At 60.2% G+C, this 17,217-nt stretch carries 20 protein-coding genes and 1 pseudogene; 7 read left to right on the top strand and 14 right to left on the bottom strand.

All coding sequences use genetic code 11. The features are described from left to right. Window positions 1–11: 11 nt before the first annotated feature. Window positions 12–461: a YtoQ family protein gene (locus tag ACR0LW_RS08930; RefSeq protein ID WP_170453210.1), complete on the top strand. Its 450-nt coding sequence runs from the start codon at window positions 12–14 to the stop codon at window positions 459–461. Between the two features lie 51 nt (window positions 462–512). On the opposite strand, the gene ACR0LW_RS08925 is transcribed toward ACR0LW_RS08930, so the two are convergent. Beyond that, on the bottom strand, window positions 513–1,211 hold the full coding sequence (locus tag ACR0LW_RS08925) for a glutathione S-transferase N-terminal domain-containing protein (protein ID WP_170522116.1): 699 nt from the start codon (window positions 1,209–1,211) through the stop codon (window positions 513–515). 216 nt (window positions 1,212–1,427) lie between these two features. Here ACR0LW_RS08925 and ACR0LW_RS08920 point away from each other — a divergent pair, with 216 nt between their 5' ends. Next, complete coding sequence (locus tag ACR0LW_RS08920; RefSeq protein ID WP_170453208.1) at window positions 1,428–2,234, top strand: mechanosensitive ion channel domain-containing protein; 807 nt, start codon at window positions 1,428–1,430, stop codon at window positions 2,232–2,234. 190 nt (window positions 2,235–2,424) lie between these two features. Here the strand turns inward: ACR0LW_RS08920 and ald are convergent, their stop codons facing one another. After that, entirely contained in the window at window positions 2,425–3,543 is a 1,119-nt protein-coding gene (gene ald, locus ACR0LW_RS08915; protein WP_480627050.1) for an alanine dehydrogenase, read from the bottom strand. A 136-nt stretch (window positions 3,544–3,679) separates the two neighbouring features. On the opposite strand from ald, the gene ACR0LW_RS08910 reads away from it, so the two are divergent. Further along, window positions 3,680–4,138 carry an Lrp/AsnC family transcriptional regulator gene (locus ACR0LW_RS08910; protein WP_170453206.1) on the top strand — a complete coding sequence of 153 codons (459 nt, stop codon included), beginning with the start codon at window positions 3,680–3,682 and terminating at the stop codon, window positions 4,136–4,138. A 51-nt stretch (window positions 4,139–4,189) separates the two neighbouring features. On the opposite strand, the pseudogene ACR0LW_RS08905 reads toward ACR0LW_RS08910, so the two are convergent. After that, window positions 4,190–4,465 (bottom strand): annotated as a pseudogene (locus tag ACR0LW_RS08905) (CPBP family intramembrane glutamic endopeptidase); the annotation flags it as partial. A gap of 772 nt (window positions 4,466–5,237) precedes the next feature. On the opposite strand from ACR0LW_RS08905, the gene ppk2 reads away from it, so the two are divergent. Then, entirely contained in the window at window positions 5,238–6,176 is a 939-nt protein-coding gene (gene ppk2 / locus ACR0LW_RS08900; protein WP_170453205.1) for a polyphosphate kinase 2, read from the top strand. A gap of 106 nt (window positions 6,177–6,282) precedes the next feature. Here the strand turns inward: ppk2 and ACR0LW_RS08895 are convergent, their stop codons facing one another. Together ACR0LW_RS08895 and rpsU are read right to left on the bottom strand one after the other, a co-directional pair. After that, window positions 6,283–7,278, bottom strand: coding sequence for a CAP domain-containing protein (locus ACR0LW_RS08895; RefSeq protein WP_480882312.1), 996 nt, complete (start codon window positions 7,276–7,278; stop codon window positions 6,283–6,285). A gap of 301 nt (window positions 7,279–7,579) precedes the next feature. Beyond that, complete coding sequence (gene rpsU, locus ACR0LW_RS08890; protein ID WP_005614280.1) at window positions 7,580–7,786, bottom strand: 30S ribosomal protein S21; 207 nt, start codon at window positions 7,784–7,786, stop codon at window positions 7,580–7,582. 111 nt (window positions 7,787–7,897) lie between these two features. On the opposite strand from rpsU, the gene ACR0LW_RS08885 reads away from it, so the two are divergent. Further along, window positions 7,898–8,590: a COQ9 family protein gene (locus ACR0LW_RS08885; RefSeq protein ID WP_480585540.1), complete on the top strand. Its 693-nt coding sequence runs from the start codon at window positions 7,898–7,900 to the stop codon at window positions 8,588–8,590. Between the two features lie 57 nt (window positions 8,591–8,647). After that, window positions 8,648–9,634 carry an NAD(P)H-quinone oxidoreductase gene (locus ACR0LW_RS08880; RefSeq protein WP_170737309.1) on the top strand — a complete coding sequence of 329 codons (987 nt, stop codon included), beginning with the start codon at window positions 8,648–8,650 and terminating at the stop codon, window positions 9,632–9,634. Window positions 9,635–9,654: 20 nt separating this feature from the next. Here the strand turns inward: ACR0LW_RS08880 and ACR0LW_RS08875 are convergent, their stop codons facing one another. Beyond that, the gene (locus ACR0LW_RS08875) at window positions 9,655–10,512 is read right to left on the bottom strand and encodes a DUF2189 domain-containing protein (RefSeq protein WP_480882311.1); all 858 of its coding nucleotides are present in this window, start codon (window positions 10,510–10,512) and stop codon (window positions 9,655–9,657) included. Window positions 10,513–10,706: 194 nt separating this feature from the next. On the opposite strand from ACR0LW_RS08875, the gene ACR0LW_RS08870 reads away from it, so the two are divergent. Then, the gene (locus tag ACR0LW_RS08870; RefSeq protein WP_480882310.1) at window positions 10,707–11,690 is read left to right on the top strand and encodes a quinone oxidoreductase family protein; all 984 of its coding nucleotides are present in this window, start codon (window positions 10,707–10,709) and stop codon (window positions 11,688–11,690) included. A gap of 51 nt (window positions 11,691–11,741) precedes the next feature. On the opposite strand, the gene ACR0LW_RS08865 is transcribed toward ACR0LW_RS08870, so the two are convergent. The 8 genes from ACR0LW_RS08865 to ACR0LW_RS08830 all read right to left on the bottom strand — a co-directional run bounded on the left by ACR0LW_RS08865 (window position 11,742) and on the right by ACR0LW_RS08830 (window position 17,173). After that, window positions 11,742–12,275, bottom strand: coding sequence for a porin family protein (locus ACR0LW_RS08865; RefSeq protein ID WP_170522132.1), 534 nt, complete (start codon window positions 12,273–12,275; stop codon window positions 11,742–11,744). Between the two features lie 262 nt (window positions 12,276–12,537). Further along, window positions 12,538–13,011, bottom strand: a complete 474-nt coding sequence (locus tag ACR0LW_RS08860) for a YHS domain-containing (seleno)protein (protein WP_480882308.1) — start codon at window positions 13,009–13,011, stop codon at window positions 12,538–12,540. 189 nt (window positions 13,012–13,200) lie between these two features. Continuing rightward, window positions 13,201–13,470 carry a hypothetical protein gene (locus ACR0LW_RS08855; protein WP_480882307.1) on the bottom strand — a complete coding sequence of 90 codons (270 nt, stop codon included), beginning with the start codon at window positions 13,468–13,470 and terminating at the stop codon, window positions 13,201–13,203. Next, entirely contained in the window at window positions 13,467–14,072 is a 606-nt protein-coding gene (plsY, locus tag ACR0LW_RS08850; RefSeq protein WP_480882306.1) for a glycerol-3-phosphate 1-O-acyltransferase PlsY, read from the bottom strand. The genes ACR0LW_RS08855 and plsY overlap by 4 nt, the downstream gene beginning before the upstream one ends. Further along, window positions 14,072–15,352 carry a dihydroorotase gene (pyrC, locus tag ACR0LW_RS08845; protein WP_480882304.1) on the bottom strand — a complete coding sequence of 427 codons (1,281 nt, stop codon included), beginning with the start codon at window positions 15,350–15,352 and terminating at the stop codon, window positions 14,072–14,074. Before pyrC ends, plsY begins: the two co-directional genes overlap by 1 nt. Continuing rightward, window positions 15,349–15,735 (bottom strand): hypothetical protein, encoded by a 387-nt coding sequence (locus tag ACR0LW_RS08840; protein WP_480585561.1) that lies wholly within the window; start codon window positions 15,733–15,735, stop codon window positions 15,349–15,351. The genes pyrC and ACR0LW_RS08840 overlap by 4 nt, the downstream gene beginning before the upstream one ends. Continuing rightward, the gene (locus ACR0LW_RS08835; protein WP_480882303.1) at window positions 15,720–16,241 is read right to left on the bottom strand and encodes a hypothetical protein; all 522 of its coding nucleotides are present in this window, start codon (window positions 16,239–16,241) and stop codon (window positions 15,720–15,722) included. Before ACR0LW_RS08835 ends, ACR0LW_RS08840 begins: the two co-directional genes overlap by 16 nt. Next, window positions 16,238–17,173 (bottom strand): aspartate carbamoyltransferase catalytic subunit, encoded by a 936-nt coding sequence (locus tag ACR0LW_RS08830; RefSeq protein ID WP_480882302.1) that lies wholly within the window; start codon window positions 17,171–17,173, stop codon window positions 16,238–16,240. Before ACR0LW_RS08830 ends, ACR0LW_RS08835 begins: the two co-directional genes overlap by 4 nt. Window positions 17,174–17,217 lie beyond the last annotated feature (44 nt).

Raw genomic sequence — 17,217 nt, 5'->3', positions numbered from 1 at the left:
AGGAGGCACCCATGGGCCTGAATGTCTATCTTTCCGGAGAAATCCACACCGATTGGCGTGAGCAAATCATTGAAGGGGCGCAGGGGCTGGATGTCACGTTCAACAGCCCGGTCACAGATCATGCCGCCAGCGATGATTGCGGGGTCGCCATTCTTGGGGCCGAGCCGAACAAGTATTGGCATGACCACAAGGGCGCAATGGTCAACGCCATCCGCACCCGCAAGGGCATCGCGGATGCCGATGTGGTCGTGGTACGGTTTGGCGACAAGTACAAACAGTGGAACGCGGCCTTTGACGCGGGCTATGCCGCCGCGCTGGGCAAGTCACTGATCGTGCTGCACGGCCCCGATCACCAACATGCCCTGAAAGAGGTCGATGCCGCCGCCCTGGCGGTTGCGGAAGACCCCCGACAGGTGGTGGAGATCCTGCGCTATGTCCTGACCGGCAAGCTGCCGGGCTAAGGTGAAACAACTGGTGGATGCCTGTGACGGGCATCCACCAGTTGCGTTCACTTAGTCACGGGCAGGCGTAACCAGTCCTTTTTGCACCGCAGGTCGGTCCAGAAACCGATCCAGATAGGGCGCGAGATGGGCGTGGTCATCCCATCCCAACAGCTCTTTGGCGCCGTAGAAGTCCAACCCGCGCAGCCAGGGTGCGATGGCGATATCGGCAATCGAGTACTCACCGGCAATCCAGTCCTGCCCGTCCAGCTGCGTGTTCAGCACATTCAGCAGGCGCTTGGCTTCGTTCACATAACGCTCGCGCGGGCGGGGGTCTTCGATCTCGCTGCCAGCAAATTTGTAGAAATATCCAAGCTGTCCAAACATCGGGCCGATGCCGCCCATCTGGAACATCAGCCATTGGGTGACGCGATGCTTGTCCGCTGCGGTTTGTCCGATGAACTGGCCGGTTTTCTCGGCCAGATACAGCAGGATCGCACCGCTTTCGAACAGACCCAAGGGTTCGCCATCGGGGCCGTTGGGGTCGATGATCGCAGGGATCTTGTTGTTGGGGTTCAGCGACAGGAACGCGGGGCTTTTCACGTCGGCATCGGCCAGAGTGACCTTGTGCGCCTCATACGGCAGGCCGGTTTCTTCCAGCATGATCGACGCCTTGACGCCGTTTGGTGTGGGAAAGGAATAGAGTTGGATTCTGTCAGGGAACTGCGCAGGCCAACGGGTCATGATCGGGTGTGTTTCGGCATCCAGCATTGAGGGGGCTCCTGTTTTGGATATCGTCAAACCTAGGCAGCACAGCGCGATCTTGAAAGCCCCTGCCAGTGTGCAACGCCGGTCAGCGCCTGTTTGCTGGTGAACAACGGGGAAATCCCGCGCAACTCGCACCTAGACCAAAACGCGGTTTTGCCTCACAATTTGGCCAATCCCGCGCATAAGACGCGGGTTTCTTGTTGGACAAAGGAGATGCGCGTGGATGAGGTCGTAACACAGGTGGGTGCATTTGCGCCTGTGATCATGAACGCGGTGAAGGCACTGATCGTTCTGATCATCGGTTGGATTGTTGCGGGTATGATCGCTGGCGTCGTACGGCGTCGGATCAACGCGACCCCGCATATTGACCCGACGCTTGGCAATTTCATGGCCAGCCTGGTCAAATGGGCCATTCTGGCGATGGTCCTGGTGGCTGTGCTGGGGATTTTCGGGATCGAAGCCACAAGCATCGTCGCCATTCTGGGTGCTGCATCGCTGGCGATTGGTTTGGCGCTGCAAGGGACACTCAGCGATCTGGCCGCAGGCGTGATGTTGGTTGTGTTCCGGCCCTATAAGCTGGGCCAATACGTGGATATTGGCGGAACAGCCGGGACTGTCAAAGACCTGAACCTGTTCACGACCGAGCTGGTGACGCCGGACAATGTGCAGATCATCGTACCAAACGGGCAGGCCTGGGGGTCTGTGATCACCAACTACTCGGCCCATGACACGCGTCGCGTCGATCTGGTCTTTGGCATCGACTACGGTGACAGCGCCGATGAGGCGATGAAGATCATTCTGGACGTTGCGAACGCGGATGAGCGCATTCACAAGGACCCGGAACCCTGGGTGCGTGTGACCAATCTGGGTGACAGCTCGGTTGACCTGACGGCGCGCCTGTGGTGCGCGGCGGCGGATTATTGGGATGTGAAGTTCGAACTGACCAAGACGATCAAGGAAGCCTTCGACGCCAAGGGCGTGTCGATCCCCTATCCGCATTCGGTGGAGATCCAGAAACAGGGCTAAGGCCTCCCGCCCGTCGTTCGGGCATTCAAAATGCCCTCCTCCCGTTGGGCCCGGCGCCGCACCTTCGTGCGGCGCCTTTTCTATTGTGCGGATCGATATGCCAAAGACGCAAAAGCCGCGCCCGAAGGCGCGGCCTGGCCCAACGCTGGAAATCGCCCGCGTCAGCGGGCGCTTTCAGCGGCGGGAGAACTCAGGACTTGATGACAACGTTGGGAGAGACGACATCAATGCCCAGAGCTTTGCCAACCGCATAGTAGGTCAGTTGACCGGCGTGTACGTTCAGACCGTTCAGCAGGTGCGGATCGTCCTGACATGCCTGCTTCCAACCCTTGTCGGCCAGCGACAGCATGAACGGCATCGTTGCGTTGCCCAGTGCGATGGTCGAGGTCCGTGCAACCGCGCCCGGCATGTTGGCGACGCAGTAATGCATGATGCCATCCACATCATAGATCGGGTCAGCATGGGTGGTCGCCTTCGAGGTTTCAAAGCACCCGCCCTGGTCGATGGCCACGTCCACCAGAACCGCGCCGGGCTTCATGGTCGACAGTTGCGCGCGCGATACCAGCTTGGGCGCTTCGGCACCGGGGATCAGAACCGCGCCGATAACCATGTCGGCGGTCTGGATCAGTTCAGCCGTCGCGCCAGCGGTCGAGTACTGGTTCTTGAAGGTGCGTCCAAAGACATCGTCCAGATAGCGCAGGCGCGGCAGCGAGCGGTCCAGGATGGTGACATCCGCGCCCATGCCTGCTGCGATCTTGGCTGCGTGCGTGCCAACAACACCACCACCGATCACCACAACTTTGGCCGGGCCGACGCCGGGAACGCCACCCATCAGAACGCCGCGGCCACCATTGGCCTTTTGCAGCGTCCACGAGCCGACCTGCGGGGCCAGACGACCGGCAACCTCGGACATCGGGGCCAGCAGTGGCAGGCCGCCATTGCGGTCGGTCACGGTTTCATAGGCAATCGCGGTGCAGCCCGACTCCAGCAGGTCACGGGTCTGATCCGGATCGGGGGCCAGGTGCAGATAGGTGAACAGCAGCTGGCCTTCGCGCAGCATCTTGCGCTCGACCGCCTGCGGTTCCTTGACCTTCACGATCATGTCCGCTGTCGCAAACACCTCGGCTGCGGTGTCAACGATGCTGGCACCTGCTGCCACGTAATCTTCATTGGCAAAGCCGGATCCCAGACCCGCGCCGGTTTCGATGATGACCTCATGGCCGCGCGCGATGGCTTCCTGTGCGGCGTTGGGTGTCATGCCGACACGGAATTCCTGAGGTTTGATTTCCTTGGGGCAACCGATTTTCATTTTGGCTCTCCGTTCATAAACTGCTCAAATTATGTGCATTACGTTACGCAATTTTTGTGAAACAATGCCCGCCAATGGATTTTCTTTCGAAAGAATCTCCTGCAATAGGGCAAAACCTTGCAATGGATGTGCGTGAATGAGCTTGGATACGACTGATCGTAAGATTCTTGCCGCTCTGCAAAAGAACGGCCGCCTTTCGAATGCGGGCCTGTCCGAGATGGTGAATCTGTCGCCGTCAGCTTGCCATCGTCGCGTACAGCGATTGGAACTTGAAGGGTACATTCGAAATTACGTTGCGTTGCTGAACGCCCGGAAGATGAATGTGCCGACGACCGTGTTTGTCGAGATCACATTGCAGGGTCAGGCCGAAGAGGTTCTGAACGCGTTCGAAAAGGCCGTGGCCCGCATTCCGGATGTGCTGGAATGCCACCTGATGGCCGGGACGGCGGATTACCTGTTGAAAGTTGTGGCCGAAAACACCGAGGATTTTGCGCGCATCCACCGGCAATATCTGTCCCGTCTTCCGGGTGTGGCGCAGATGCAGAGCTCGTTTGCCCTGCGGACCGTTTTCAAAACCACGGCCCTGCCGGTTTAGGTCTCGGGCCGGACCCGGATAGGTGAAAAACGCCAGATGCACGAAGTTGAACGCAAAATGCATCGCAATCGGAACCCACAGCCGACCCGTCGCGGCATAGGCGCAGCCCACGCCCACACCAAGTAGCGTCGCAAAGACCACCAGGGCCGGACCGCCGCCGAAATGGACCAGCCCGAACAACAGGCTTGCCGCAGCTATCCCTCCGGCTGTTCCCAGTTTGGAACTCAGGATGGATTGCAGGTAGCCGCGAAAAAACGCCTCTTCCGCGATGCAGGTCAGGAACAGGTTTGAAAGCGAGAAGAGCAGCCACCACGGCGGCAGGCCCATTTCCGGCTGAACCGCGCCAGAGGCTACAGCAGCCGCTATCAGCAACGGCAGCAGAGCACACCCGGCGGCAAGCAGCGCGACATTGGTTTTATGTGCAGCCCCAACCATCCCTGGCCAGGCAAGCAGGACCGCAAACACCACCATTGGTTTGTCGAGGTTCAGGTGCATCGTGAATGCGGCGCTGTTTGCGCCGGCATGAACGGCATCCAGAACGCGCAGGTTGTTGAAGCCGGGTATCAAATGCGCCCCCAGGGCCAGACACCACAGGATCAGCAACACGTGCCCGACAACCGCACCCCATCCCGTCAGGCGGGGCAGGACGGACGCGCCGATCAGCCCCAGTGCGACAACTGCAACCGCCAGCGGTGTCATCAGGTCTGTGACCGAGGCGACGCTGGCAAACAATACCAACAACGCCAAACCAACGCTCATGCGCCCCGACACCGCTGTGACCAGCGCTGCAATAAGGATCAGCCAGGGCCAGATCGCGGGAAGAATGGAAAATACGTACGCCAATTCTATCTCTTCATGTCAACGACCTCAGTGATGTACAGCAATGCAAGACCGACTCAAGATTTCCGAACTGCTTTTTGGGTCAAGCTGTTCAGATTGCGGCAATTCTGACGCTTGTATCCCCGGCCCGCGCGGGTCAAACTTGTGCAAAGGGTCGCAAAGCCGCCCGGACCCGGTGCAGGTTCGGGCAGGCGCATCATGTCATCAATTTGTCCGATGACATCAGGCGGTTACACACAGCCGATACGGTCCGCACCCGATGACCAAAAAGGAACAGACTTTGGCATATGAAAACGATGACGCCCCCAAAGACTGGCTGGAAGCCGAACTGGAAGACACGCTGGACGAAGATTTCGAGATCGAATTCAGCGAGCCAATGCTGTCGATGGAAGTCCGCAAGATCTACAAGGATCAGCATCCGGATATGCTGGACCGCAAGGTCTATTTCCGCAACCTGCTGCGCCTTCAGGCCGAGCTGATCAAGGTTCAGGATTGGGTGCAGCATACCGGTGCCAAGGTCTGCATTCTGTTCGAAGGCCGCGACAGTGCGGGCAAGGGCGGCGTGATCAAACGGATCACCCAGCGCCTGAACCCCCGTGTTGCGCGCGTGGTTGCCCTGCCTGCACCCAGCCGCCGCGAGCAGAGCCAGTGGTATTTCCAGCGCTACGTTCCGCATTTGCCAGCCGCCGGAGAGATCGTTTTCTTCGACCGCTCATGGTACAACCGCGCGGGTGTCGAGCGGGTCATGGGCTTTGCCACCGAAGATCAGGTGGAACAGTTCTTTCAGGACGTTCCCGAATTCGAACGGATGCTGGTGCGGTCGGGGATTATCCTGCTGAAATACTGGTTCTCGATCACCGATGAGGAACAGCAGTTGCGATTCCTCATGCGCATCCACGACCCGATGAAACAGTGGAAACTATCTCCTATGGATCTGGAATCCCGCATCCGCTGGGAGGCCTACACCAAGGCCAAAGAGGATATGTTCTTCCGCACCAACATCTCAGAGGCGCCGTGGTATATCGTTGAAGGCAATGACAAGAAACGCGAGCGGTTGAACTGTATCGAGCATCTGCTGACCAAGATACCCTACACGGATGTGCCGCAGGAAAAGGTCAACCTGCCGGACCGCCGCTACAACCCCGACTACGAACGCCGCGTCCTGCCGGACGAGCTTCACGTTCCCAAGATCTATTGAAACGAAACGCCCCATGTTTGGGGCGTTTCTTGTTTGTTTTCCGGTGGCAGTCTGACACCAACGCTTTGAAGGGGCGCAGCGCGCCGCGCCCCAACCGGACTTGCGATCAGGCAGCGTCCATCATGCAGCCCGGTTCAAAGGGCGTGAACACCAGCATGTCATCGTCATCGCCCAAGTCCGCCATGGGGTCCGAAGGTGTGTTGTCGGTGCTTGGGTCGGGCATCAGCAGCAGGTCGTCATCCGTTCCGGCGTCCACGGTCTGTGTGTCCGGCAGTTCGATGTCGATCCAGTCAAAGTCGTCGATCAAGGCCAGAACTTCGTTCACGAATTGCTCGATCGCCGCAAGGAATGCTTCGACATCAAAGGTGTATTCATCCGTGGGCTCGGGCGTATCGGGTTGCTCGGCAACGTCGGGGTCCTCGGGCGCGACCGGTGCGTCCGGATCTTCTGCCACATCAGGTGTTTCAGGCTCGACCGGCGTGTCCGGGTCGTCGGTTACGTCTGGCGTATCAACCACGTCCGGTGTGTCGGGTGTGTCGGGTGTATCAGCCACGTCAGGAGTATCTGGTAGGTCTGGCGTATCAGGCGCGTCGGGCGTATCCGGTACGTCCGGGATGACCGGTGGCGGGGTCAGGGCCGAGCCCGTGTCCAGCACAACCGTTCCATCCGTGGTGGCAAAGTTCTGTGTGACCATCACGGCGTCAAAGCCTTGCATGTCCCCGGTCTCGATTCCGATCCCGATATATTCGAAATCCGGATTCAGGATGTTGGCGCGGTGGCCGGGGCTGTTCATCAGATTCTGATGCAGCTGTGCGACATCGTCACTGATCCCCGGCGCGCCACGTTCCGATTGCCAGGCGATGTTTTCGCCCGAACGCCAGCTGCCCGAGAAATCAAACCCGGCATCCTCCATCCGCTGTGTCGCGCTGGACCCGCCCGAACCGGTATGGCTGAAGATATCGCGATCCAGCATCCATTCGCTGTGATCCTCGGATGATGCGTTCAGCCGCGTTTCCAATTGCAGCGGATTCAGTCCGCGGGATGTGCGCTCTTGATTGATCAGCGCGAGCATTTCTCGCTCGATATTGCTTGCAGTCGACATTGTAGCCTCCGTTTTTGATGTGTCGTCTTGGGTGACGGGAGGCTGATACAAAGACCCGCAGCGCGGCGGATAGCGGCGCTGTTCGTTCAGGCGAATTTGGGCAGGCCCGCGCTACCGATACGGGATTCGTTGCGCTGCAAAATGCCGGGCAAAATCCTGCCGGGGGCGAAATGGCAGCTTGCCGCACAGCCGACATGTTCGAGTCGGCGAAATGAGACCGGTCCTGAAAACGACAAACCCCCGGGCGATGCCTCGGGGGTCGTCAAATAGTGTCATCCAAAGCTGGACGAGACCAAAGGTCTTAGAGCAAACCTTCGCGCTGTGCTTTCTTACGTGCCAGTTTACGGGCACGGCGGATCGCTTCAGCCTTCTCGCGCGCTTTTTTCTCGGACGGTTTCTCGAAATGTTGCTTCAGCTTCATTTCACGGAACACGCCTTCGCGCTGCAGCTTTTTCTTCAGGGCACGAAGCGCCTGATCGACGTTATTGTCGCGAACACTAACCTGCATGTGGTTGTCACCACCTTTCTAGATAGAGTTGCAAGGAAATTGCAGGAGTTGGCCGTATAGCAAAGCCGTTCTAACTTGTCTAGTACTGGCCCCGAACACCGGAGAACCGCCATGACAGTGACTTATGAAGACGCAAAACAGCAACTTCTGGACGCGATGCTGATCCACGTGCCGTTTGACGGCTGGTCCGAAACCAGTTTTCGCGCGGCCATTGTCGATTGCAATCTGGATGACGGTCTGGCCCGGGCGATCTGCCCGCGCGGCGCGGTTGATCTGGCGCTGGCCTATCATGCGCGCGGCGATCAGATGATGCTGGATCGGATCAAGTCCGAAGACCTCAGCGCGCTTAAGTTCCGCGAAAAGGTCGCCGCTGCCGTTCGGTTCCGGCTGGAAGCGGTCGAGGATAAGGAACTGGTCCGCCGGGGCATGACGCTGTTTTCGCTGCCGATGCATGCGGGCGAGGGGGCCAAGGCGGTCTGGCAGACCTGCGATCTGATATGGGATGCGCTGGGCGACACGTCGGATGACGTGAACTGGTACACCAAGCGGGCGACGCTGTCGGGGGTGTATTCCTCGACCCTGCTGTTCTGGCTGGGCGACGATTCGCCCGATCACCACAAAACGTGGGAGTTTCTGGACCGACGCATTGGCGATGTGATGCAGTTCGAAAAGCTCAAGGCGCAGGTGAACAGTAATCCGCTGTTCAAGCCGTTTCTGGCGGTGCCGAACTGGCTGGCCGGTCATGTGAAGGCTCCGGTAAAGATGCGGGCCGATCTGCCGGGTCTGTTGAACCCTCGCAAGTAGTCAACGCTTGGCCTTTGGCCGGATGACAGCTAGGCATTGGGCAAAGGAGATTTGCCCATGACCCAGATGATGCGCGCTGTCGAAATCAGCCAGCCCGGCGGCCCCGACGTTCTGAAGCTGACCGAACGCCCGATCCCCACAGCCGAGGCGGGGCAGGTTGTTCTAAAGGTTGCCTATGCCGGGGTGAACCGCCCGGACGCTTTGCAGCGCGCCGGGGCGTACGATCCTCCACCCGGAGCCAGCGACTTGCCGGGGCTGGAAGCGTCGGGTGAGGTGGTGGCCGTCGGGTCAGGTGTCGAAGGCTTGTCGCTGGGTGACAAGGTGTGCGCGCTGTTGCCCGGTGGGGGATATGCCGAATATGTCGCCACCCCTGCCGCGCATTGTCTGCCGGTGCCGGACGGGATGGACATGAAACAGGCCGCCTGCCTGCCCGAGACCTTCTTTACCGTCTGGTCCAACGTGTTCACGCGCGGTGGCGTGAAAGCGGGAGAGCGGTTTTTGGTCCATGGCGGCTCCAGCGGGATTGGAACCACTGCGATCCAACTGGCCAATGCCTTTGGTGCGCGGGTCTTCGCAACCGCCGGGTCCGCTGAGAAATGCGAGGCTTGCCTGAAACTGGGGGCCGAGAAGGCGATCAATTACCGGGATGAAGACTTTGTCGGCGTCATGCGGGCCGAGGGCGGGGCGAACCTGATCCTCGACATGGTGGGCGGCGACTATATCCCGCGCAATGTGAAGGCTCTGGCCGAAGATGGGCGGCTGGTCCAGATCGCCTTTCTGCAAGGTCCGGTGGCCGAGTTGAACTTTGCCCTGATGATGGTGAAACGACTGACGCTGACCGGCAGCACCTTGCGCCCGCAAAGCGATCTGGCCAAGGCGAGGATCGCGCAGGATCTGCGCGAAGCCGTTTGGCCCTTGCTGGCCGCAGGCAAGGTTGCGCCAGTTATGGACAGTGAATTTCCATTGGCCGAGGCTGCGGCGGCCCATGCGCACATGGAAAGCTCGCAACATATTGGCAAGATCGTTCTGAACGTCGCGGGCTGACCCGCGCGCCCCAAATCAGGTCACGCAACCGCGCGCCGATACAGGTGCCAGGTTGCGTGGCCCAGAACGGGCATCACCACGATCAGGCCCAGCAGCATCGGGATTGCGCCCAAAACCAACAACGCGGCCACGATGAAGCCCCAGCACAGGACAACGCCCGGATTGTGACGCAAAACGCGGACCGAGGTGACGACCGCGACCGGCAGACCCACCTTGCGATCCAGCAACAGCGGGAAGCTGACAACGCTGACGGCCAGCGCGCACAGGGCAAAGACAAACCCGACAGCGGTTCCGAAGATGATCATCGTCCATCCGGCCCCTGTGGTCAGAACTTCGCTTACGAACGCCCCGAATGAGGTTGGGGGTTCCGGGCCGAGGGTCTGCACGTAGATGCTCTGCGCGACCATCAGCCAGACCAGCAGCAGCATGACCAGATAGAAACCCAGCGCCAGAATGGCCCCGTAGGATGGTGATCGGAAGACGCCGAACGCGTCCAGCCAATGGACTTCGCCGCCTTCTTCGCGCTTGCGGCTGATCTCATACAGGCCAACAGCGGCGACCGGTCCGATCAGCGCAAATCCTGCAACCAGCGGGGCGAGCAGCGGCACAAGGTTCAGGTTCATCGCAAAGCCGAACATCAGCAGCCCGGCGATCGGATAGATCAGCACGATAAAGATCGCGTCCGCCCGGGTTTCCAGGAAATCGTTATATCCGGCCCTCAGACAGGCTTTGAGGTCCTGAATCGTAAGTGTTTGGACCATCGGCAGGTGGCGGACATCCGAACTACCAATGCGCGAGACGCTTTCCGTAACGTGATCGCTGGTCGCTCCAAGGCTTTGGGCTGCCCAGCTGATCGGATTACCGATTGTTTTTGCCATCTTGTTCCCTTTCCTTGGCGAAGATGCGCCGCGGAATGGATCCGGCTTTGGGTTGCCCGTGGCCGGACCAGCCGGCAACGCCTGATGCAACTATAGCACAGTTTTCGATAACCGCGAATCACGAGGATGCGTTTCGCGCCGATTGCCCTGTCGCGCAGGCGTGATAGCTTGGGCACAGGCAGAAGGAGGTCAGAATGCAGCACACCGCCCGCACAGTCGTCATCCAGGAATTTGGCGGACCCGAGGTTTTGCAGATCGAAGACAGATCGTTGGGCGATCCCGGCCCCGGCGAGGTTCGCATCCGCCATCATGCCTGCGGTTTGAACTTCATAGACGTCTACCAGCGCACAGGCCTGTATCCGTTGGAGTTGCCCCATGCGTTGGGCATGGAGGCCGCAGGTGTGATCGAAGCGGTTGGCGAGGGTGTAACCCATCTGGAACCCGGCCAGCGCGCTGCCTATGCCGCAGCCCCGCCCGGCGCCTATTGCGAGGCGCGGGTGATGCCAGCCGCGCAGGTCTGTCCGCTGCCTGATGGCATATCCTTCGAAGCCGCCGCTGCAATGATGCTGAAGGGCATGACGGTCGAATACCTGTTTCACCGCACCACGCCTTTGCGGCGCGGCGATACGGTGTTGTTTCACGCGGCTGCCGGGGGCGTCGGCCTGATCGCCTGCCAATGGGCCAAGTCCGAGGGGATTACCCTGATCGGCACTGCCGGTACCGATGAGAAATGTTCGTTGGCCCAGTTCAACGGCGCGGCCCACTGCATCAACTACCGCTCTGAAAACTTTGTCGAGCGCGTTACTGAGATCACCAATGGCAAAGGCGTCGATGTGGTGATGGATTCGGTCGGGGCGGACACGTTCGAGGGGTCGCTGGATTGCCTCAAGCCGCTGGGCATGATGATTTCATTCGGCAATGCCTCGGGGCCCGTGCCGCCGGTGGATATCGGGATTCTGGGGCAAAAGGGATCGCTCAAGATCACCAGACCGACCCTGTTCACCCATATCGGGGATCATACGGTGTGTCAGGCCATGGCGCGGCGGCTGTTCGGCAAGGTTGAAGGTGGAGAGGTCAAAATCCACATAGACCAGCGCTTTCCGCTGGACCAGATCGCCGATGCGCACCGCGCGCTTGAGGCGCGTCAGACCACGGGCAGTACGATCCTGGATATCTGAACGCAAAGACCCGGCGAATGACGCCGGGTCCCGTTTTCTATGTCGCCGTCGTCAGAACCGATAGGTCGCCCGGAATTGCAACGTGGTGGCGTCCACATCCACGCCGGTTGAGTTGAAATCGTCAAACTCGTGATACAGCAACTCGCCCCCGATGCTGACATTGGGCGCAACGATCTGTTCATAGCCCGCGCCGATGAACCAGCCACTGTCGCTGCCCAGATTGTCGGTTCCGGCTTCGGCATAGCCCCCGACACCGTAAAGCAGCCCCTGAGGGGTCACTTTGTACCCGGCGCGCGCCTTGATGCGCCAGACATCCTCGACCGTGGCCGCGCCAGACAGATCGACATCCGCCCAGTCATAATCGAAGCCGCCACCTACGACCCAGTCGCCCAGATCATAGTCGTAGCCCAGAACGATGCCGCCGAGCGCGCTGTCTCCGTCCACGCCCGAGAGGCTGGTGTCAACGTCAATATAACCAAGCTGCAAGCCGCCGTAGAACCCGGTCCAGTCGCCCGAGGATTGCGCCATGGCCGACCCTGCCGCCAAAGTGGATACAGCTGCGATGAGCGCCAATTTCCCAGTCATCTTTTGATCCTTTCATTCGCAAAATGAGCGCAGCGGCCAGAGGCCTGAGGTTGCGCCTGTGTACAAGCTGTTACGATCCGAAGCCGGGGCCGGATCATCGTTTGCTACATTTTCCGTACTGAATGTCGGTCGATCTGACCGGCCTGCGCCCGTTAAATCCGGGTCTGTCTGTCAAAAAGAGATAGGGTGCGTGCCAAGGGCTTCAAATGACATGTCGGCGGCAGATCACTCTGCCGCCGACATGCGTTGGTTTTTAAGCGGATTATTGCTGCAGTTCTGCAGGCGCTTTGTCCGCGATGTCTTCCCAGTTTGCGCTGGCCTGTTCGATGAAACCCGGGATGTCGCCTTCCCAACGTTCCTGAATGTCTTTCGACAGGTTCAGGTACAGCGTATTGTCGACGATTTTCCAGTGGTTCGGGTCACCGTCGAACTTGAAGCCCATGGCCGCGCCAAACGCGCAGTAGCCGCCATATGCGGGCAGGTAAGCCTCGGGGTTGGCTTCGAACGCGACTTTGTTTTCTTCCGACGAGAAGCGGTACAGCGCGTCATCGTGCAGCGTGGTGATGCGGTAATCGCCCTTGGTGGCTTCGCCTTCGGTGAAATAGGCAACCGGGTCATAGCCCTGCATCGCCAGTCCGGTCGAGCTTGCGTTGATTTCAACGCCTGCGGCCAGGGTCGAAGTTGCCAGAGCAACAGACAGGGCAACGCCACCGATCAGAGATTTAAACGTGTTCATAGCTTCACCTTTCGTGAAATGGGCTGCGCGTTCTCACTGCAATTGCGATATGCGCACCCGGGATTTTGTCCTGTGCGGCCGGTAATTGACCGTCACGAAATCTCAGGTGGGAAGCGGAGTGTTCACGTTCAAAACAATCAATTGTGATTGTGCGAAGGTGAAGAGGGTCTGTTCGAAAATGCAGTCGACTCACGCATCTGGGCAAAGTGCCAGAACAAAGGCGACCACCTTCTCGGCGGGCATTTCGCACGGGCGCAGCAACGCGCCGCTGTTGCGGGTCTGGTACAGATTCAGGCTGATGTAATCGGTGCCGTCCAACTGATGCGCGACCAGTTTATGCGACTTGCCGCCCGCCATTTCCTGACGCGAAACAACATACCGCCCGCCTTGCGTGTGGCCGGTGAACGTGCCCAGCGGCAACGCAAAGAACGCGGCAAGAAACGCGTCTGTGGCGGTCACGGCTTTCCGATTTTGGGCTCGGTCCCGGCTTTGATCCGGGCCACGTTGGCGTTGTGACGCCAATAGACCAGCAGCGTCAGGATGATCCCCAGCACAAAGCTGGATCCATCGGTCAGAACCACAACCCATGTGGTGGACAAGGCCGCAGCAGCCAGCGCGCCAACGGATGAGATGCGCCAGATGGCAGCCGCTACAAGCCAGGTCAGACAGCAGGCCACCCCGACCCGCCAGTCCAGCGCCAGCCACAGACCCAGAAAGGTTGCCACGCCCTTGCCGCCCTTGAAGCCCAGCCAGATGGGGAAGCAATGCCCCAGAAACGCCATCAGCGCAGCCAGCTGTACGGCGTCTTCCCCGGCAAAGGCCCGCGCCAGTAGAACCGCCGCCGCGCCTTTTCCGGCATCGAACAGCAGTGTCAACGCAGCCGCAGCCTTGTTGCCCGTACGCAGAACGTTGGTCGCGCCGATATTGCCCGACCCGATCTGCCGCAGATTGCCCAGCCCCATCACCTTGGCCAGGATCAGCCCAAACGGGATCGACCCCAGCAAATAGCCCATAGCCGCCCACAGGATGAGCTGGGTTGTCGTACTGTCAATCAAGGGCATCAGGCTCTCCGGTAGACTTCTTTGCCGGCAACATAGGTTGCAATGACCTTACCCTGCATCCTCTGCCCGTCAAACGGCGTGTTCTGTGATTTTGACCTGAGTGTAAACCGGTCCAGCACAAAGGGAATATCCGGATCGAACACCACCAGATCGGCAGGCGCACCTGTGGACAAACGGCCACTGTCCAGACCCAGCCGTTTCGCCGGGTTCAGCGTCATTGCCCGGAACAGGGTCGGCAGGTCCAGCTGACCCGAATGATACAGGCGCAGGGCCGCAGGCAGAAGCGTCTCCAGCGCGACGGCTCCGGATGCCGCCTCTTCAAACGGCAGGCGCTTGCTTTCCTCGTCCTGCGGGGTGTGCATCGAACTGATCGTGTCGATCAGGCCGGTTCGCACCGCCTCGATCACTGCCTGCCGGTCATCCTCGGACCGCAGCGGCGGCTTGACCTTGAAGAAGGTGCGATAGTCGGCCACGTCCAGTTCGTTCAGCGTCAGATGGTGGATCGAGGTTCCGGCGGTGATATCCAGCCCGTTGCGCTTGGCGCGCTCCAACGCGGGCAGGGCACGGCCAGTGGTGATCTGGTCGGCGTGGTATTTTGCCCCGGTCATTTCCAGCAATGCAATGTCGCGGTCCAGCCCCATACGTTCGGCCATGGGCGAAACCGCAGGCAAACCGCGCAAGGCGGCAAACTTGCCGCTGGTTGCCGCCGCCCCGGCGCTGAGGCCCGGTTCCTGAGGATGCGCAATCAACAACGCGCCGCAGGACCGTGCATAGGTCAGAGCGCGCGAAAAGACCTTGGTGTTGGTGACGACATGGTCGCAATCGGTGAAAGCCACCGCGCCCGCGTCCATCAGGAATCCGATCTCGGTCATTTCGCGGCCTTCACGGCCCTTGGTCAGCGCGGCCATCGGCAGCACATTGACCGGCGTGTCGGCTTGCGCGCGGCGGGTTACAAACTCCAGCGTTTCGGGCGTGTCGATCGCGGGCGAGGTGTCGGGACGCGTGACCATCGTGGTCACCCCACCCGCCGCCGCCGCCTGCCCGGCGGATTTATAACTTTCCTTGTGCCGCTCGCCCGGCTCGCACACTTTGACGCCAATATCGACGATACCGGGGGCAAGGCATTTGCCCTGGCAATCGATGACCTGCCCGTCGATGGCCGGGGCCTCTGCATCGCCCTTTGCCACGATGCGCCCGTCGGCCACGTGCAGCCACCCGGCCGAGTCCGCCCCGCTTTCCGGGTCGATCAGGCGGGCATTGGTAAACAGAACGGTGCTCATGGCAGGGCCCTTTCGATGGCGGCTTTGGTGGCGGCGGGGTCCGCCTGGTACTTGATCAGATGCTTGTCGCCGCCCTTGGTCACAAGTTGGACAAAGCTGCCCATGGTGTTCACAGCCTCGATCTGGTTCAGCGCAACTTTGCGCGGGCCGGGGCCGGTGAGCAGGGTGTCGGTCATTTCCCACGCGGCGGTCAGTTCCTCGGAGGCCAGATACCACGCGCGCAACCCGATTGCGGCGAGGCCAGCGGGGGCTCCGGTCCAGATATAGGGGTTGCCGATCAGCCACAGAATGATCATCGCGCCAGCCATGGCAACGGCGGCGAGCCATGCGTTGGTGCGGATATAGGCCCCCTTGTCGGGCGCGAAGATCACAGGATCAGCCACAGGGCACCTCCGACGACCAACAACAGGACAAGGGCCAGAAAAGCCGATCCCATACGGCGCGACGCCTTGCCCCCATCGCCCGCACGTTGCGAGGCCGAGAAGGGTTTGGCGCTGTCCGTTTCGATTGCGCCACCGGTCCAGTTTGTCGCCTCTTCCGTGAACAGACCGATCAGCTTTAGGCGGGGGGCGGGGGTCAGCGTCGCGGGGCGCCGGTGGAACGCGGCGCTTCGCAGGACCATGACCCAGCCCTCGACCGCGTCCAGCGTCGTGCGGTCCAGTTGATCCTCGGACACGCCGCAACCGTCGTTCAGATAGCCATAAAGCCCCAAGTCTTCGAGATCGGAGACCGGGAAGATATCGATCTGTTCGGGGGCCAGATCTGCCGCGCCCAGAACCTGATCCGCCGCACCGGGCTCGCGCAGGAATTTAGCCTCTTCGGGGCGCATGTCCAGTGTGAACAGGCGGATCACGCCGTGTTCATGGGGGGCGATGGTCAGATCGCTCATGCGGCCTCGCGCAGATTGCGGGCCAGCAGTTCCATGGCGGCCATTCGGACGGCGACGCCCATCTCGACCTGTTCCTGAATGACGGATCGGTTGATGTCATCCGCCAAGGTTCCATCGATCTCGACACCCCGGTTCATGGGGCCGGGATGCATGACGATGGCATCGGGTTTGGCCAGCGCCAGTTTGGCGGCGTCCAGCCCGTAGCGGTGATAATATTCGCGTTCCGAGGGGATAAAGCCGCCATCCATCCGCTCTTTCTGAAGGCGCAGCATCATGACCACATCGACGTCACGCAGCCCCTCGGCCATATCGTCATAAATCTCGGCCCCGAAGTCAGCGAATTGCGCGGGCACCAGCGTCGGAGGGCCAATCAGGCGGATGCGGTTTTCCATCTTGCCCAGCAGGATCAGGTTCGAGCGTGCCACGCGCGAATGCGCGACATCCCCGCAAATGGCGATGTTCAGACGGTGCAGGCGGCCCTTGGCGCGGCGGATGGTCAGCGCGTCCAGCAGCGCCTGCGTGGGATGTTCATGCTTGCCATCCCCGGCGTTCAGCACGGCGCAGTTCACCTTTTGCGCCAGCAGGTCCACCGCGCCGGAATGCGGATGCCGCACCACCAGCAGATCGGGGTGCATTGCGTTCAGCGTCATCGCTGTGTCGATCAGCGTTTCACCCTTTTTGATCGAACTGGCTTGCATCGCCATGTTCATCACATCCGCACCCAGACGTTTACCGGCCAGTTCGAAACTGGCCTGCGTGCGGGTCGAGTTTTCAAAGAACATGTTGATCTGCGTCAGCCCCGACAACACGTCCGAGTGTTTGGCGGATTGCCGGTTCAGATCGACATATTTTTCGGCCAGATCAAGGATGGCGGTAATATCGGATTGCGACAGATGCTCGATGCCAAGAAGGTGACGATGGGCGAAACGCATGTGGCGGGCTCCTGTCTGACAATCGGACCGCTTATAGAAAGCCC

It is taken from the genome of Ruegeria sp. N4 (assembly GCF_056531425.1).
The sequence above is the reverse complement of the archived record's forward strand: the minus strand, read 5'-3'. Positions and strand labels throughout refer to the sequence as shown.

Excerpts from the sequence above, each read along its gene's own strand:
- ACR0LW_RS08925 (WP_170522116.1), bottom strand. The coding sequence starts at position 1,211 with ATGCTGGATGCCGAAACACACCCGATCATGACCCGTTGGCCTGCGCAG.
- ACR0LW_RS08910 (WP_170453206.1), top strand. The coding sequence starts at position 3,680 with ATGAGCTTGGATACGACTGATCGTAAGATTCTTGCCGCTCTGCAAAAG.
- ACR0LW_RS08835 (WP_480882303.1), bottom strand. The coding sequence starts at position 16,241 with ATGAGCGATCTGACCATCGCCCCCCATGAACACGGCGTGATCCGCCTG.
- ACR0LW_RS08870 (WP_480882310.1), top strand. The coding sequence starts at position 10,707 with ATGCAGCACACCGCCCGCACAGTCGTCATCCAGGAATTTGGCGGACCC.
- ACR0LW_RS08865 (WP_170522132.1), bottom strand. The coding sequence starts at position 12,275 with ATGACTGGGAAATTGGCGCTCATCGCAGCTGTATCCACTTTGGCGGCA.
- ACR0LW_RS08885 (WP_480585540.1), top strand. The coding sequence starts at position 7,898 with ATGACAGTGACTTATGAAGACGCAAAACAGCAACTTCTGGACGCGATG.
- ACR0LW_RS08895 (WP_480882312.1), bottom strand. The coding sequence starts at position 7,278 with ATGTCGACTGCAAGCAATATCGAGCGAGAAATGCTCGCGCTGATCAAT.
- ACR0LW_RS08830 (WP_480882302.1), bottom strand. The coding sequence starts at position 17,173 with ATGCGTTTCGCCCATCGTCACCTTCTTGGCATCGAGCATCTGTCGCAA.
- plsY (WP_480882306.1), bottom strand. The coding sequence starts at position 14,072 with ATGCCCTTGATTGACAGTACGACAACCCAGCTCATCCTGTGGGCGGCT.
- pyrC (WP_480882304.1), bottom strand. The coding sequence starts at position 15,352 with ATGAGCACCGTTCTGTTTACCAATGCCCGCCTGATCGACCCGGAAAGC.
- ald (WP_480627050.1), bottom strand. The coding sequence starts at position 3,543 with ATGAAAATCGGTTGCCCCAAGGAAATCAAACCTCAGGAATTCCGTGTC.
- ppk2 (WP_170453205.1), top strand. The coding sequence starts at position 5,238 with ATGACCAAAAAGGAACAGACTTTGGCATATGAAAACGATGACGCCCCC.
- ACR0LW_RS08880 (WP_170737309.1), top strand. The coding sequence starts at position 8,648 with ATGACCCAGATGATGCGCGCTGTCGAAATCAGCCAGCCCGGCGGCCCC.
- rpsU (WP_005614280.1), bottom strand. The coding sequence starts at position 7,786 with ATGCAGGTTAGTGTTCGCGACAATAACGTCGATCAGGCGCTTCGTGCC.
- ACR0LW_RS08930 (WP_170453210.1), top strand. The coding sequence starts at position 12 with ATGGGCCTGAATGTCTATCTTTCCGGAGAAATCCACACCGATTGGCGT.
- ACR0LW_RS08875 (WP_480882311.1), bottom strand. The coding sequence starts at position 10,512 with ATGGCAAAAACAATCGGTAATCCGATCAGCTGGGCAGCCCAAAGCCTT.
- ACR0LW_RS08860 (WP_480882308.1), bottom strand. The coding sequence starts at position 13,011 with ATGAACACGTTTAAATCTCTGATCGGTGGCGTTGCCCTGTCTGTTGCT.